This is a genomic window from Streptococcus sp. SCPM-O-B-23252 (M501) (assembly GCF_058200355.1).
Window position 1 is genome coordinate 148,151 of the sequence record NZ_JBYQGS010000002.1, and the last position, 15,731, is coordinate 163,881.

18 protein-coding genes are annotated in these 15,731 nt (G+C 45.8%); 2 read left to right on the forward strand and 16 right to left on the reverse strand.

The genetic code is table 11. The features are described 5' to 3' along the window. The 15 genes from groL to AC3E6G_RS07150 form a co-directional block, all read right to left on the reverse strand. The gene (gene groL / locus AC3E6G_RS07080) at nt 1-1,623 is read right to left on the reverse strand and encodes a chaperonin GroEL (protein ID WP_048789495.1); all 1,623 of its coding nucleotides are present in this window, start codon (nt 1,621-1,623) and stop codon (nt 1-3) included. Nucleotides 1,624-1,646: 23 nt separating this feature from the next. Then, nucleotides 1,647-1,931: a co-chaperone GroES gene (gene groES / locus AC3E6G_RS07085; protein ID WP_048789494.1), complete on the reverse strand. Its 285-nt coding sequence runs from the start codon at nt 1,929-1,931 to the stop codon at nt 1,647-1,649. A gap of 127 nt (nt 1,932-2,058) precedes the next feature. Continuing rightward, nucleotides 2,059-2,352 carry a hypothetical protein gene (locus AC3E6G_RS07090; protein WP_048789493.1) on the reverse strand — a complete coding sequence of 98 codons (294 nt, stop codon included), beginning with the start codon at nt 2,350-2,352 and terminating at the stop codon, nt 2,059-2,061. A gap of 102 nt (nt 2,353-2,454) precedes the next feature. Continuing rightward, nucleotides 2,455-3,309, reverse strand: coding sequence for a PTS system mannose/fructose/sorbose family transporter subunit IID (locus tag AC3E6G_RS07095; protein ID WP_042361448.1), 855 nt, complete (start codon nt 3,307-3,309; stop codon nt 2,455-2,457). Further along, entirely contained in the window at nt 3,293-4,135 is an 843-nt protein-coding gene (locus tag AC3E6G_RS07100; RefSeq protein WP_048789492.1) for a PTS mannose/fructose/sorbose/N-acetylgalactosamine transporter subunit IIC, read from the reverse strand. Before AC3E6G_RS07100 ends, AC3E6G_RS07095 begins: the two co-directional genes overlap by 17 nt. Before the next feature lie 62 nt (nt 4,136-4,197). Further along, nucleotides 4,198-4,692 carry a PTS sugar transporter subunit IIB gene (locus tag AC3E6G_RS07105; protein ID WP_006595112.1) on the reverse strand — a complete coding sequence of 165 codons (495 nt, stop codon included), beginning with the start codon at nt 4,690-4,692 and terminating at the stop codon, nt 4,198-4,200. Between the two features lie 17 nt (nt 4,693-4,709). Beyond that, complete coding sequence (locus tag AC3E6G_RS07110) at nt 4,710-5,150, reverse strand: PTS sugar transporter subunit IIA (RefSeq protein ID WP_414288813.1); 441 nt, start codon at nt 5,148-5,150, stop codon at nt 4,710-4,712. A gap of 134 nt (nt 5,151-5,284) precedes the next feature. Next, a complete protein-coding gene (locus tag AC3E6G_RS07115; RefSeq protein WP_490700726.1) occupies nt 5,285-6,592 on the reverse strand; it encodes an ABC transporter substrate-binding protein in 1,308 nt (435 codons plus the stop codon). Next, nucleotides 6,589-7,275: a response regulator transcription factor gene (locus tag AC3E6G_RS07120; protein WP_154859060.1), complete on the reverse strand. Its 687-nt coding sequence runs from the start codon at nt 7,273-7,275 to the stop codon at nt 6,589-6,591. The genes AC3E6G_RS07115 and AC3E6G_RS07120 overlap by 4 nt, the downstream gene beginning before the upstream one ends. Next, nucleotides 7,272-8,591 (reverse strand): sensor histidine kinase, encoded by a 1,320-nt coding sequence (locus tag AC3E6G_RS07125; RefSeq protein ID WP_490700727.1) that lies wholly within the window; start codon nt 8,589-8,591, stop codon nt 7,272-7,274. The genes AC3E6G_RS07120 and AC3E6G_RS07125 overlap by 4 nt, the downstream gene beginning before the upstream one ends. After that, nucleotides 8,591-9,577, reverse strand: coding sequence for a substrate-binding domain-containing protein (locus tag AC3E6G_RS07130; RefSeq protein WP_490700728.1), 987 nt, complete (start codon nt 9,575-9,577; stop codon nt 8,591-8,593). Before AC3E6G_RS07130 ends, AC3E6G_RS07125 begins: the two co-directional genes overlap by 1 nt. A gap of 221 nt (nt 9,578-9,798) precedes the next feature. Continuing rightward, nucleotides 9,799-10,194, reverse strand: coding sequence for a single-stranded DNA-binding protein (locus AC3E6G_RS07135; RefSeq protein WP_061564657.1), 396 nt, complete (start codon nt 10,192-10,194; stop codon nt 9,799-9,801). A gap of 238 nt (nt 10,195-10,432) precedes the next feature. Further along, nucleotides 10,433-11,059, reverse strand: coding sequence for a YtpR family tRNA-binding protein (ytpR, locus tag AC3E6G_RS07140; RefSeq protein WP_061564656.1), 627 nt, complete (start codon nt 11,057-11,059; stop codon nt 10,433-10,435). A gap of 14 nt (nt 11,060-11,073) precedes the next feature. After that, nucleotides 11,074-11,391 carry a thioredoxin family protein gene (locus tag AC3E6G_RS07145; RefSeq protein ID WP_061564655.1) on the reverse strand — a complete coding sequence of 106 codons (318 nt, stop codon included), beginning with the start codon at nt 11,389-11,391 and terminating at the stop codon, nt 11,074-11,076. Continuing rightward, nucleotides 11,388-11,678, reverse strand: a complete 291-nt coding sequence (locus AC3E6G_RS07150; RefSeq protein ID WP_490700729.1) for a DUF4651 domain-containing protein — start codon at nt 11,676-11,678, stop codon at nt 11,388-11,390. Before AC3E6G_RS07150 ends, AC3E6G_RS07145 begins: the two co-directional genes overlap by 4 nt. Before the next feature lie 146 nt (nt 11,679-11,824). Here AC3E6G_RS07150 and pepA point away from each other — a divergent pair, with 146 nt between their 5' ends. Next, on the forward strand, nt 11,825-12,889 hold the full coding sequence (gene pepA / locus AC3E6G_RS07155; protein ID WP_490700730.1) for a glutamyl aminopeptidase: 1,065 nt from the start codon (nt 11,825-11,827) through the stop codon (nt 12,887-12,889). Nucleotides 12,890-13,047: 158 nt separating this feature from the next. Continuing rightward, nucleotides 13,048-14,532, forward strand: a complete 1,485-nt coding sequence (locus tag AC3E6G_RS07160; RefSeq protein WP_006595123.1) for a DUF1846 domain-containing protein — start codon at nt 13,048-13,050, stop codon at nt 14,530-14,532. 361 nt (nt 14,533-14,893) lie between these two features. Here the strand turns inward: AC3E6G_RS07160 and folK are convergent, their stop codons facing one another. Then, complete coding sequence (gene folK / locus AC3E6G_RS07165) at nt 14,894-15,709, reverse strand: 2-amino-4-hydroxy-6-hydroxymethyldihydropteridine diphosphokinase (protein ID WP_040803178.1); 816 nt, start codon at nt 15,707-15,709, stop codon at nt 14,894-14,896. Nucleotides 15,710-15,731 lie beyond the last annotated feature (22 nt).

Genomic DNA, 15,731 nt, shown 5'->3' on the forward strand with positions numbered 1-15,731 from the left:
TTACATCATCCCACCCATCATGCTTGGATCCATAGCTGGTGCTGCTGGAGCTGGTTCTGGTTTGTTGGCTACCACTGCTTCGGTCGTCAAGATAAGGCTCGCTACGGAAGCCGCATTTTGAAGGGCTGAACGGCTCACCTTCACTGGGTCGATAATTCCTGCTTCAATCATGTTGACCCATTCACCTGTTGCAGCATTGAAGCCTGTTCCGACTTCTGCATGTTTCAAGCGATCGATAACGATTGATCCTTCATAGCCTGCATTGTGAGCGATTTGACGTACAGGCTCTTCCAAGGCGCGAAGCACAATGTTGCGTCCTGTCGCTTCGTCCCCTTCCAATTCAAGGGTTGCAACTGCAGAAATAACATTGGCAAGGGCCGTACCACCACCGGCAACAATTCCTTCTTCAACCGCTGCGCGTGTCGCATTGAGGGCGTCTTCGATACGGAGTTTCATTTCTTTCAACTCTGTTTCGGTTGCAGCTCCGACCTTGATGACTGCAACGCCACCAGACAATTTTGCCAAGCGTTCTTGGAGTTTTTCACGGTCAAATTCTGAAGTTGTGGTTTCGATTTGTGATTTGATCACAGCCACACGGTTAGCGATAGCTTCAGGATTTCCTGCACCTTCTACAATGACTGTGCTATCTTTGTCCACTGTCACCTTACTTGCTTGACCGAGCGCCTCGATGGTCGCATCTTTCAACTCAAGACCAAGATCTTCTGTGATAACAGTACCACCTGTCAAGATCGCGATGTCTTCTAGCATAGCTTTGCGACGGTCTCCAAATCCTGGTGCCTTAACAGCTACGACATTGAAAGTTCCACGAATCTTGTTCAAGACAAGCGTTGGGAGGGCTTCTCCATCCACATCATCCGCAATGATCAAGAGTGGACGGTTGCTTTGAAGGATACTTTCAAGCAATGGCAAGATTTCCTGGATGTTTGATACCTTCTTGTCGGTGATCAAGATATAAGGATTTTCAAGGTCTGCCACCATTTTTTCATTATCAGTGACCATGTATTGAGAGAGGTAACCACGGTCAAACTGCATTCCTTCAACGACTTCTAACTCGGTTTCCATTCCACGAGATTCTTCAATCGTGATCACCCCATCGTTACCCACTTTTTCCATGGCTTCTGAGATGTATTCACCGACTTTTTCAGAGCGAGAAGAGACAGCTGCAACCTGGGCGATAGCCTCTTTATTGGCAACTGGAATGGCATTGTTTTTCAAGGCTTCAACAGCAGTCGCAACCGCTGCTTCAATCCCTCGACGGATACCAATTGGATTCGCACCCGCTGTAACGTTCTTGATCCCTTCACGGACGATAGCTTGGGTCAAGACAGTCGCAGTGGTTGTTCCGTCTCCAGCGATATCGTTGGTCTTAGAAGCAACTTCTGATACCAATTTGGCACCCATATTTTCGAAGTGGTCTTCCAATTCGATTTCCTTAGCGATAGTCACCCCATCATTGGTGATCAAGGGTGACCCAAATGATTTTTCAAGAACCACATTGCGCCCTTTAGGTCCTAAGGTCACCTTAACGGTATCTGCTAGGATATCCACCCCACGGACCATGGCTGCACGAGCATCTGATGAAAATTTAATTTCTTTTGACATACATCTTTCTCCTTTCTGATTCTTTAGGCTTCAACAATGGCAAGAATACTTGCAGTCCCAACAATCGTGTACTTCTCATCGCCGTCTTTCACTTCAACGCCTGCATGATTTTCCACCAAGACCGTATCACCGACTTTGACACTTGGTGCTACCAACTCGCCACTGAGGGTCCGAACTCCCTCACCTACAGCGATAACTTCTGCTGTTTTAGTTTCAGCTTGACTTGCTCCTGCGATGACAAAGCCACCGACTGTTTGTTCTTTTTCTTCTACTTTCAAGACCACTCGGTCTCCTAATGGTTTTAACATGTCATTCCTCCGTTCTTGTATTTTAGCACTCTTCAGCAACGAGTGCTAACTCATGTTTCTATTGTATCACTTGGTCAAAAATAGTCAAGAAAAAAACACCTCAATCTCTTCGAAGTGTTTTCGATTTCTAGCCAACCAAATTTAGTTTTTGTTGGTAAGCTTGGATGACTTTTTGTAAGTTGGCTCGACCACGATACATCCCATACCCCACTAGCAACATCCCTGCTATTCCAATCAGGGCAATCAAGCTACCTAAGATCAAAAATAGGAGGGAAGTCTTGTGAAAGAAATAAATCAGCAGTCCACCAATACTGGCCATGAGAAAGAGCACACTAAACCAGCGACCCAAGTTTTCCAACATATGGCGTTGGTAGCGAATTTCCGTCTCATACCCTTTTATTAATTCTTGTCTGGTGTGCATAGATGCCTCCTTCAATAAAAATTGAGAATGAAGTATTCGTAAAGGAGGTCACGTACTTCATTCTCAATGCTCCGGTTGCAATAAACTGTTTCCAGTTTTCTCTTAGTATTTGAGACCTGGGTCAAAGATTCCAAGAGCTACCCCAGCTAAGGCGATGATGACTAAGAGAAGCATGACCTTGTTTGGTGAGACTTTCTTCTTCGCCATGAGCCACCAGCAAAGCGTGATAAAGGCAGCAGTCAAGAGACCTGGATAGACGCCATCAATCTTTTCTTGGATTTTAAGGAAGGCTTCTCCATCAGCATTTTTGAATTCGAGGGCTGTTGTAACAGAGACCCAAGTCGCTGCTACGGCACCGATGACCATACCACCGACCACACTAATTGCTTTACGAAGGGCTTGTCCTTTTGGTCCTACAAGGAATTCAACAGCCTTGTCCCCTAAGTGATAGCCTTTGAAGAAGGCGAAACGCATGCCTAAGTAGACCAAGAGGTTCCAAACGACGATATAGAAGAGAGCTCCTGCAATGTTTCCGCCTTTAGAAAGACCAAGGGCAATCCCGAGAAGTACAGGAATTAAGGTCCCAACAACCAAGGAGTCCCCAATCCCAGCGATTGGACCCATCAAACCAGCACGCATCCCGTTGATGGTTTCGCCATCTACTGCTTCTCCATTGGCACGCGCTTCTTCCAAACCAGCTGTGATCCCTACAACCAATGATCCCAATTGTGGTTCCGTGTTGAAGAAGGCTGTATAGGTTTGCATGGCTTCTTTTTGTTCTTCTTTGGAATCATACATTTCTTCCACGATTGGAAGCATTGAAGTCAAATACCCAAAGGTTTGCATGTGTTCTTGAGAAAAACAAGTCAAGTGACCATAATACCAATGATGGAATGCTTTGGTTAGCGTTTTCTTTGAAATTTTCTTTTTATCAGCCATCTTAGATATCCTCCTCATCATCGTCAAAGTCATTTACTCCAGCAGGGACGACTTTCATTGTTTTAATCACTTCAAGTTCATAGTAGATCACTGCAAAGATCAATGAAACTACCGCACTCGCTACCAAGTTCAAGCCAAGAGATTTTGCCAAGGTAAATCCAACAAAGAATGGAATGAAGTCTCTCACTTCGGTAACGATTTGCTTCAAGAGGATGGCAATACCAACACATGGAAGAAGGGCACCGACTGTAAAGAGGGCTTTCATCCAGTAACCATCCATTGGAAGGTATTGTTTCATCAAATCCACCATGTTTTCACCGTATTTGGTGATAATCATAGTTGGAAGGAAGGAGAAGAGGAAGTGAGAAATCCATGGGTAAACCCAGTCCACTGCGTAGAGTTTTTTGAAGTTTCCTTCTTCAACGGCTTTCCAACCGATGTGTTGCCAAAGCAAGTTCATGGTTGCAGTACCGTAGAAAAGAACGGTGCCGATAGTCCCAACGGCTGCACCGATTGGGGCTGCTGCCGCTGCAATTGCTGCCTCACCAGTAATATTGTTGGCATGAACAAATAAGATGGAAAGAGGAATTCCGATATAAGAAATAGCCCGTACATCGGCAGATACAGTTCCACCAGGAGTAACCAAGGCGATATATACGACCTGAAGGGCTACCCCGACCATGATACCGGTTGTCACATCTCCAAGGATTAACCCTGAGATCAATCCACCGACCAGAGGACGACCAAGTGTATAGTTCCCGATACTGGAACCACCCATACCAGGCATTGAAGACAAGCTGGCGAAAATACCAAGCAAGATTGCTTGAATCCATGAAATTGTCATAACAAACGCTCCTTTTGTTTGTAAGTATAGTTTAGTGACGAAGAGCTAGGATACTCCCCTCCCTAGAATCCGAATTTTGATTTGAAATCATCCCAGTAACCGATGGATACATCTGGTAGCAACTGGAATTTCACCTTGTAGCCTGCAGCCTGAATGGCTTCGATGGCTTCTGCTTCTTCCTGGGTGATGGATTGGTTGTTCCCCAATTTCACAGCACCCGGACGGTCATTTGCAGGACCGACAATGATTTCTTTGACATCCCCTGGTACAAACCCTTGGTCGACCAAAATTTCTTTCATATCGATGGGGTTCTTGGTAATCAAGAAATAGCGAGTTTCTGATTCCGTTACTTTTGCAGATTTTTCTTTGAAAGCTTCCTTGGTCCAAACAAAGGTTTTCTTATCTGAAGCCCCTTTATAGGCTTGGATCAAGACCTTATTAGAAGCCGCTGCGTCGTTGACGGCGATCAAGCCATCACAAGGCTTTTCTTTAGCCCATCGAGTTACTGTTTGACCGTGGATCATACGGTCGTCAATTCGTACAAATGATACTACCATTTTCTAACCTCCCTTAGTTAAATATCATCATCTTCTTCATCGTCACCCTCTACCGGGGCAAGGGCAAATTCTTGCAAGGCAGTGGAAGCTTCGGATAAAATCACTTGGGCTAGATCAGCCCCCTCCATCATGTCCTTCATCACAACAGCTGTCAGAGCCATGGTCAAGTTCATTCCACCTAAGATCAAGGCTGAACCCAGCTTTCCTTGCTCCTCTAGCACCGTTGCCGCTGTTGTCAAAGGACTGCCACCTACAATGTCCGCTAGAACTAAGACAGAATCCTCATCTGTCAAAGGGGAAAGCGCCTGACGAAAATCATGCGCAAAATCATCTACCGATTTGCCTTCTTTCAATCCGACCGCAATCACTTGATCGATCTTATCCCCAGCAAACATAGCCAGCGAACTTTTCAGACCTTCTGCCAGTCCACCGTGACTGACCAATACCAGATACTTCATCCTTTCGCCTCCTTTATGATGACCTTATTGTATTGCTTTTGAAAGCGTTTTACTATTGTCATTTGTCACAAAGAAAAGTTGACATCTGTCAATAAAAAAATGACATCTGTCACTTGACAGATGCCTAGTTGCTCTTAACGAATTTTCTCCCGAAGCATTTCCTCAATAATCTTTTGAATTTGAGGCAATTGATTATCAATATCCTTCGCTTTTAGGGCATTATGAATCAAATAATCCAACCGATCCCAGATATCAGTTGGCAGGTTGCCAGGAGTGCTTAGGACAGCTTTTTTCATAATCTGGTCTAGGGTCTGATTCGTCAGGGAATCAACCCCGAAATCATCCGCTTTAAGAAGGTCCCGACTCTTTGAACTATTGACGACAGAAGGGAGGACAGAGGTCCCCTGCGACTGCCGAAAGAGTTCCTGCTGGACCTGCTGGTCCTGGGTCAAAAATTCCATGAATTCCTTAGCCTCCTTGCTCGCACTAGCCCGCGAAGACAGAGCAAACAGGGATGTATCCACTAAGGTTGACGGAGTCGAGCCTGAAGCCCCTGGCATAGGGATACAGGTCCAAGTGAAATTTGAATACTTGGCCACATGATAGGGATAAGGTTTATAGGTTCTGTACTGGGCCAAGGTCATCGGATAGAAAGCGACCTTGCCTTCATCAAAATCCTTAGAAGTGACATTGAAGTTCCCATGAAGGGCTTCGAGTTTTTCGACAAAATAGAGCGAGCGCTTCATCTCCTTACTCGTCAGATTAATGCTGTCCTGACGGAAGAGCTGACCTCCATAGGCTGCCAAGGCCTCCCGCCAGGTATAATCTGTACTTCCAAACTGATCCAGCTCCCCATCTCCATCTGTATCCCTGGTCACTTTTTGACAAATCGTATAAAATTCCTCCAAGGTCCACCCCTCTTTTGGAATAGCAATCCCTTCCTTTTCCAATAAATCCTTATTGACACACATCAAAACGGGATTGCTCTCGAAAGGAAGAGCATATTGACGATTCTTGTACTTGCCTGCTTCTAGGGCGACTGGATAAAAATGAGAAGGATCGACCTGTTTGCCCATTAAGGGAGTCAAATCTTCTACTGCCCCACGCGCTGCTAACACTGGCAACTCTGTACTGGACACCATGTAGAGATCGGGCTCCTGCCCATGGAGGATCTGATTGGCTAACCAGCTCGCATATCGATTCTTCGGAATCCCGCTTTCGTAGACAATCTTTACCCCTGGATGCGTTTTTTCGAAACGAGCAATCGCTTGGTCCAAGACTTTTTCTTCTGTTTGGGTGGGCACATCCCAACTAGAGCCCGCGTAGACCCCCAAGCGGACAATCCTAGGCTGTTGCTGCCACCAAATCCCACCAGCAAGCAGAAAGAGTAAGAAGATCCCAAGAAACAATCTGGCGCCTCGCATCTTACCTTTTTTCTTCATCGGCCATCACTTTCTGTTCCAAAATCCTTAGTGGTCACCCCTTTTTGAACAGCCCAGATAGCTAACTGGGTCCGATCCCGCAGGTTCAACTTAGACAAAATGGTGGACAGGTAATTCCGAATGGTTCCCTCAGACAGGAACAATTTGGCTGCAATTTCCTTATTAGACTCTCCGAAACCGATCTGCTGGATGATGCGCCATTCAGTCAGGGATAAGTCGCTCACATATTCTTCAGAGACGGAGATTGTGTAATTGCTCTGAGCCATCTGAGAAAAAATCTGAAAAACCTTGCTGGCAATATTGGGGTTAATCATGGCTCCCCCATGGTAGACAATTTGGATGGCTTGGTAGAGCTCCTCTGTGGAAGCTCCTTTGAGCAAATACCCTGAGGCTCCATATTTCAGAGCCCGAAAGATGAAATCATCATCGTCGAAGGTGGTTAGAATGATGATTTTCACCTCTGGGAAGCGTTCCTTGACTTCTTTTGTCGCCATCACGCCATCCATCTTGGGCATACGAATATCCATCAGTACGACATCTGGTCGATCTTGGGGGATTCGCTCTAGCACCTCGTGACCGTCTGCTACCGCCGAAGTTACCTGAATATCTTGATGAGCAGACAAAATAATTTGGAGCGACTCGCGAATCAGCGCTTGGTCATCCGCAATCATTACTTTAATCATAAGAGATTTCCTCCTTTTTCTTTGGGCAATTCAATTCGTGTGTAAAAGCCATTTCGATTGGCAAATTCGATCCTTCCTCCCAAGATAGAGACCCGCTCTCGCATTTGCTTCAAGCCGTAGCCGACCTGCAGTTGGTCAAAGCCGACCCCATTATCTTGGAGAATCATGACATAGGCATCTTCCACCAAAAAGGAAATCTGCATGTGGCTGGCATGACCGTGGCGGACAGAATTGGTCATGGACTCCTGAATCACGCGAAAGACGGTATCCTCCACCATGACATCTAGATCTACCTCATCCCAGTCATAGGTCAGATCGACTTGTAAGTGGGAAATGGCTTGGTATTCGTGAACCAATTTCAAAACTGCATCCCTCAAGGTATGATCCTCCAGGGCACCTGGTCGCAGCTTGTTCAAAGAGCCCCGGACGTCCTTGATTCCATCTCGTACCACCGTAGAGACCGATTGCAACTGGGTCTTGGCACGACCAGGATCAATATCAATCAGAACCCCAACCGCATCAATCCCTGCAGAAATGCCCGTCAAGGCATGGCCCAGAGTATCGTGAATCTCTCGTGCGATCCGCTTGCGCTCCCGGTCCTCCGCAATCTTTTCCGAAAGGGCCATGTAACTATTTAATTCCGTATTGACTTGCGATACCATTTCTAACTCTTTTTCAATTCGATGGTGCTCTGCTACTACCGATAAAATGTAAAAGAGAAGAGAAATAATAAAGACAACCATATTTAAGGAAGCTAGCGCATTTTTAGCGAATAGAATGAGCATCCGAATCGATGAAGGGTAGAAGGCGATATAGGTATCTAGCGACGGCAACTGCACGACGAGAGAGAGGATGTCATAGTTGGTCACAAGGAGGACAATGAAACTCAGAAGGATAAAGGCAAACCAGTAGCGCCTGTCCTTGGAACTACTAAACTCTTTAGAACCGTAAAAGATATCAGCAAATACCAAGAGGATGATCCCATTGTAGGAGAAGCTGAGGGACATCATGACACCTAACATCAGTAAAATTTCTAGAATATTCCACTTGTCAAAAACTGACCACTCCTGTGTCCCTGGGCGCATCCGATAAAAGGTAATAAGAAGAATCCCTCCAAAGAGGAGAATGGAAATCCAAAAGTTCTGAGCTGGGGAACTCGGTATTTCTCTTAATTGTTCCAATAATTGATAGCCTTGCCCCTTGGCAATGATGTAATTGGTCGCATGCAAGTAGAGGGAACTGCTAAACAAGATGGCGATAAAATTAATGATTTTTAATAAAATCAAACTATAACGAATGCCACGAAGTTTGGTCATTACTGCCACCCGTTGACATCGTATCGGTCAACATTATCCTTATCAATCATCTCTACTGGAATCTTATATTGTTCCTTGTAGTTTTTTCCTGTCCTCATGCACTCAATTACTTGCATCACCTGTCTCCCCATTTTAAGAGGAGATTGGGCAACCGTCCCTTCGATATCATCCGTCGTCGAGAGTAAGACCTTCATATCCGGAGAGCCATCGATTCCATAGATAGAAATCGGCAGAGCTAATTGGTTTTCCTTGATGGCCGCTAGGGCTCCGATAGCTGCCCGATCATTTAAGGCCACGACAGTATCAAATACCAGACCATCCTGAATGACCTGGGAAACAGCTGGTAAGGCCAATTCCGTTTGACCACGGGTCTCTTCTCTCCCAACGACCTGATAGGCAGGCTTCGACTGGATGGTATCTAAGAATCCTTGGATCCGTTGCTCTGCCGATACCGTCCCCTTATGCTCTAAGAGTAGGATCTTCGCCTCATTTTTCTGCTTCATCAGGCGCTGGGCGACCAAGACCCCGGCTTGGTAATTATCAGACACCACACTGGCATCCACCGTGAAATGGCTGAGCTGACTATCCACTGCAATGATTTTAATCCCTGCCTCTCGAGCTCGCTTCAGGGAAGCAATGATTTTAGGGCTATCTCCTTTGACGGGGTTAATTACAATCACATTGACCTTTTGTTGACGAAAATAATCTATTTGCTGACTTTGTTTTTCCTCGTCCAATTCTGGATTACGAACTAGAAGCAAATCCCCTTTTTCGTCAGCCACTCGTTCAATCTCTGCATTCAGTGTTTGGTAGAATTCATTGTTCATGGTCATGTAGGTCACACCAATCCGCATCTGCCCTTTTACCGGTTTTAGTTGGCTAGCATTCAAATAGATGACCACTACCACAAAAACCAGGCTCCAAAATATCGTATAGATCATCACTCGATTGTGTTTCTTTTGAACAGCTTCCTCTTCTAACCCCATCTCTTCTCCTCTTAAAAGAACGAACTATTTTACTATATAAAGATTTTTTGTTCGTATTTAATACCTTGTATTATATCATTTTTTATCAAGAGCTTGAAGGTCTTTAGGAAATGAATGCGTTTTACTCATAAATCCATATGATGACTTACCCCTGCAACTTCCGTGAGAAGTTTCGAAAAAGAAAAAACGACACAGCTGACCAGCTGCACCGTTCTCTTCTGTTAAAAGGGAAGCTCTTCCTCTTCCAGGATGAGATCCGCTAGATCTCCTCCTGCTCCATTGGCCCGCATCGCTCGTTGAGCACGACTTTCTAAGAGCTGGAAGCCTTGACAGAGTACCTCTGTCACATATTGGGTCGCCCCGTTCTTCTCATAGCGTCTGGTTCGAAGCTCCCCATCCACAGAGAGCAAGCTCCCTTTGTTGGCGTAGGAGACAAGGGTCTCTGCCAATTTCCCCCAGACCACTAGGGTGATAAAGTCCGCCTCCCGTTCGCCATTTTGATCCTTGTAACGCCGATTGACAGCCAGGGTCGCACGCGCAACGGACTTGTCCGTACTGGTCTTATGAAGCTCGGGGTCAGCCACAAGGCGCCCGATTAAAATTACTTTATTGTACATATTTCTTCCTCCTACTTATATAATTCGTAGTTTTTTAGCCATTTGGAGAAAGAAAATAAAAAAGAGGCTGGGACAAAAGTCCTAGCCTCTCAATTGTTTTTGGATTGTCGAGCAAGGCGCAGTGGTTGAGTGGGCTCTACTACGCTGATTTCATCAGCTTTTACAGCCCTACTCAACTGTGCGGAGGTGGGACGACGAAATCGAATTCTAACGAATTACCGATTTCTGTCCCACTCTCTTATCCTTGCCAGTGACGGGCAGGGTCAAACGGAGTTCCCACCTCTTCTGTATCTTGCAATTCGATAATCCCACGTTTTTGTGGAGCATTTGGCAAGTGCAATTCGCGTGGACTACACATCATGCCAAAGCTCTTTTCTCCACGAAGGGCTCCTGGGAAAATCAAGCTGCCATCTGGCATCATGGCACCTGGAAGAGCCACAATCGTCTTGAGACCTTCACGCGCATTTGGCGCACCTGCTACGATTTGAACTGTCTTGTCTGATCCGACAGCCACTTGGCAGATGTTGAGGTGGTCACTATCTGGATGAGCCACCATTTCCACAATTTGCCCCACGACAAACTTAGGCTCCTTGTCATTGACCAAGACCTCTGCAAATCCTTCATCCTGTAATTCTTGATTGAGGCGTGCAACCTGCTCATCACTCAAGAAAATTTGCCCCTTGCCTTCAAGGGCAAAGAAGGTCGAAGCCTCAAAAATATTCCAGGCTACGGTTTCTTGCTTGTCTTCACGGTAGACACGGGCTACTTTGCCTTTACGATCTACTGCTAACTTGGCATCCCCACTGTTTTTCAAGGTAATCATTAAGACGTCGCCGACTTGTTCTTTATTATAGGTTACAATCATTCTTTCTCTTTCTCCTACTTCAATCCTGCTAAAAATTCTGAAATCTGAGCCTTGGTTTTGCGATCACGATTGACGAAACGCCCCAGTTCCCGATCCCCGTCTAGGACCACCAAACTCGGAATACCATAGATATCCCAAAGCTTAGCCAGATCTAGATACTGGTCTCTGTCGACCAAAATGAAGGTAAATTCAGGGTTTTCCGCTTCAATCTCTGGCAAAAAGGGCTGGATATACCGACAATCGCCACACCAATCCGCTGAAAAGAAGAAAACCTTCTTTCCTTCTTGCTCGACGTAGCTAGCTAACTCCTCTAAAGACTGTGGAATGATCATAGTTTTTCCTCTTCATAGTGAAGGAGGCCCTCTTCATAGACAAAGCGATAGTGGCGCTCATCTTCAAAAATGAGCCCTCCTACCAGACGCTCTTCGTTTGATTCATAGAGTTCCACATAAAGGGTCGCAATCTTCCCCATATTCTCCATTTGCTCACGGACTTCTGCGACTAACTCTTCTTGCGTCCGCAGACGTTTTTGATCTTTGGCAATTTTATAGGCCCCAAGGGCTAGAGCACTTGCACTAGCTACTGCAAGGCTGGTTAAAATGATTTTTTTTGCTTTCATACCTCATATTGTAACACAAAATACAAGCTGGGACAACGAAGGAGAATAGATCCCCCCATCATGACAATCTGCTTTCATTCCCGTCAACTGCCACTACCATCTCGACTAAAAAAGTGATAAAATAACAATCAGAAAGAAGGTAACTTATGACTGATTTATTTTCTAAAATCAAAGAAGTAACAGAACTTCCTGCCATCTCCGGCCATGAAGCGCCTGTTCGCGATTATCTACGCAAACAGATCACTCCACATGTGGATGAAGTGGTCACAGACGGCTTGGGAAGTATTTTTGGGGTACGCCACTCAGAAGCGACTGATGCTCCTCGCATCATGGTCGCCGGCCATATGGATGAAGTTGGCTTTATGGTCAGTGAGATCAAGGCAGACGGCACCTTCCGCGTGGTTGAAATTGGTGGTTGGAACCCGATGGTGGTCAGCAGCCAACGTTTCACCCTTTTGACCCGCGATGGCCATTCCTACCCTGTCATTTCTGGATCTGTTCCTCCGCATTTGACGCGTGGCGCAAACGGTCCTGCTCTTCCAGCAATCGGGGATATTGTCTTTGATGGCGGCTTTGCCAACAAAGAAGAAGCCGAGAGCTTTGGAATCCGTCCAGGCGACACCTTGGTCCCTGAAAGCACTGCAATCTTAACAGCCAATCAGAAAAACATCATCTCCAAAGCTTGGGACAACCGTTATGGGGTCTTGATGGTCAGCGAATTGGCACAAGCCCTCTCTGGACAAGCCCTAGCAAACGAGCTCTATGTCGGAGCAACTGTCCAAGAAGAAGTCGGACTGCGCGGTGCAGGGACTTCTGTGACCAAGTTTGATCCGGAAATCTTCCTAGCTGTTGACTGTTCTCCCGCTGCAGATGTCTACGGAGGCCAAGGAGCCATCGGCGAGGGAACCCTCCTTCGCATCTTTGACCCAGGTCACCTCATGTTGCCAAATATGAAGGACTTCCTCCTCACCACCGCTGAAGAAGCCGGCATCAAGTACCAATACTACTGTGGAAAAGGCGGAACGGATGCTGGAGTAGCCCACTTACGAAGCGGTGGAGTGCCATCTACTACCATCGGAGTCTGCGCACGCTACATCCACTCCCACCAGACCCTTTACGCTATGGATGACTTCCTTCAAGCCCAAGCCTTCCTTCAAGCCTTGGTCAAAAAATTGGATCGTTCAACCGTTGATTTAATTAAGAATTATTAATATTTTTCCAAAATAATTCTTTTAAACCCCCATTTTGGGGTTTTTTTGATATAATACTGAATGAATATTGCAACGGGTGTTCTTTTGCACTCCCCTTTCCCTATGTGAAAGGCGGAGCACCGCTAAAGATCACCCTCGCTTCTTTATTGGAGGTTTAAATGAAGAAACAAGCTTTTAGTTCCGAAAAGTATTTGAATTTGCAACGCGATCACATCCTCGAGCGCATCAACCAATTTGATGGCAAGCTCTACCTAGAGTTTGGAGGAAAAATGTTGGAAGATTTCCATGCAGCTCGTGTCCTTCCTGGTTATGAACCAGATAACAAAATTAAGCTTCTCCAAGAACTTCGTGACCAAGTGGAGATTGTGATTGCTATTAATGCCAATAACATTGAGCATTCAAAAGCGCGTGGTGACCTAGGAATCTCTTATGACCAAGAGGTCTTCCGCTTGATTGATAAATTCAATGAATTGGGCATCTATGTCGGCTCTGTCGTCATCACTCAATATGCTGGTCAACCAGCTGCAGACCTTTTCCGCAAACAGTTGGAAAAGAACGGTATCGCCTCTTACCTCCACTACCCAATCAAGGGCTACCCAACGGATATGGACCACATCATTTCTCCTGAGGGAATGGGGAAAAACGACTACATTCAAACTAGCCGTAATCTCGTTGTCGTGACAGCTCCTGGTCCTGGTTCTGGTAAATTGGCGACTTGTATGTCCAACATGTACCATGACCAATTAAATGGCATCAAATCTGGTTATGCTAAATTTGAAACCTTCCCAGTTTGGAACCTGCCTTTGCATCACCCAGTGAATTTGGCCTATGAAGCTGCTACTGCAGACCTTGACGATGTCAATATGATTGACCCATTCCACCTCCAAACCTATGGCGAAACAACGGTCAACTACAACCGGGATATCGAAATCTTCCCTGTCTTGAAGCGGATGTTGGAACGCATCCTTGGAGAATCTCCTTACGCTTCCCCAACAGATATGGGTGTGAACATGGTCGGCTTTGCCATCGTGGACAATGACGCAGCGATTGAAGCCTCTAAGCAAGAAATTATCCGCCGTTACTACCAAACCATTCTAGATGTGAAGGCAGAGCGTGTCGGAAACGGAGCTATTAAGAAAATTGAACTCTTGATGAATGACTTAGGCATTTCACCAAAAGACCGCCAAGTCACCGTCCTTGCCCGTCAAAAAGAGGAAGAAACCGGTGAACCTGCCTTGGCACTGGAATTGCCGAACGGAGAAACCGTGACAGGTAAGACTTCTGACTTATTTGGTCCAACGGCAGCTGTTCTCATCAACGCCATCAAGAAATTGGCCCATATTGATAAAGAAACCAAGTTGATTGAGCCAGAATATGTGAAACCAATCCAAGGCTTGAAGATCAACCACTTGGGCAGTCGCAACCCTCGCCTCCACTCAAATGAAATCCTCATCGCCCTCGCCATTACCGCCATGAACCATCCAGAGGCAAATCTTGCCATGCAAGAATTGGGTCGATTGAAAGGGAGCGAAGCCCATTCAACAGTCATGTTGACAGACGAAGATAAGAACGTTCTTCGCAAACTGGGCATTCATGTGACCATGGATCCAGTTTACCAATACGATCGCTTGTACCGCAAATAAAGAAAGGCAAGGCTAGACCGTTGGTCCTAGCTCCATATACAAAAAATCCCCTGAGTGCCTGAACCAGTTGGCACCCAGGGGATTTTTCATAGTTTAATTGGATGGAGAGTTACCTCTCCTTAAAAAGATAGAGGCCCACAATCAGTATCGGGACAAGGAGAAGGGGATACGCTTCTTTTGGCAGTAAGTCCGTTTCCAAACTCAACCAAAGGAAAAAAACAGCCAAGACAATCGCGATCAACCATTTTACAAGATAAGATTTCATGACGCCCACCTACCCCTAATCTATTTATGCATAGTATACTCCTGCTCAGTCAACCTGTCAAGGTAAAAAAGGTAGTTGACCTAAGGGTCAACTACCTTATGTTTCTTTCACAGCCTCCCACAGTTGTCGGATCTGTTTTCTTTGGACAGGATCCACAAAGTAAGGAGCAATTTCATTCAAGGATTCTAGGACAAATGCCCGTTCTGCCACATACGGATGAGGGAGAATCAAATCTGGACTATAGAGGATCAAATCCTCCATATAAAGGAGATCCAAATCGATGACCCGTGGTCCCCATTTGATCTCACGAATCCGGCCCATTTCTAGTTCGATTCCTAGCAAGGTCTCAATCAAGTCTTGGGGCGTAAACCAAGTTTCGACCTCTACGACTTGGTTGAGGAAGCTATCCTGCTCGACCCCTCCCCAAGGTGCTGTCTCAATCTGAGAAGAGGTTTGGAGAATCGTAAGCCCCTTTTCTTCTAGTCTAGATACAGCCGTCTCCAACTGTTGTCCCTTATCGCCCATATTGGTTCCCAGACCAATAAAGGCTCGTCTTTTTTCTCGTTCAATCGTGACCGAACAAGTATCCAAAGGTAGAGGAACTGGCGCCCAAGGTTTTTTCAGCTCCAGTCGAGCCTTTTTGACAAAGTCATAGGTTGCAAAAATCTTCTCCACAAGCTGAAAAGCTACTGTCTCAATCAAATCAATTTTCTCAGCTTGAACCCAATTTGTCAGTTGCTCTGCTAAGATTCCATAATGGATTGAAGCCGTCAAATCGCCCGTCCGAGCAGACTTTGTCATCTCATAATCGACACAGACATCCAGGACAAAGCGTTGCCCCAATTCCTTTTCAGCGGAAAACACACCATGATAAGCATAAATTTCCAAATCTTTGATCCGTAATTGATCCACCATCGTCACCTCAGTTTATCTA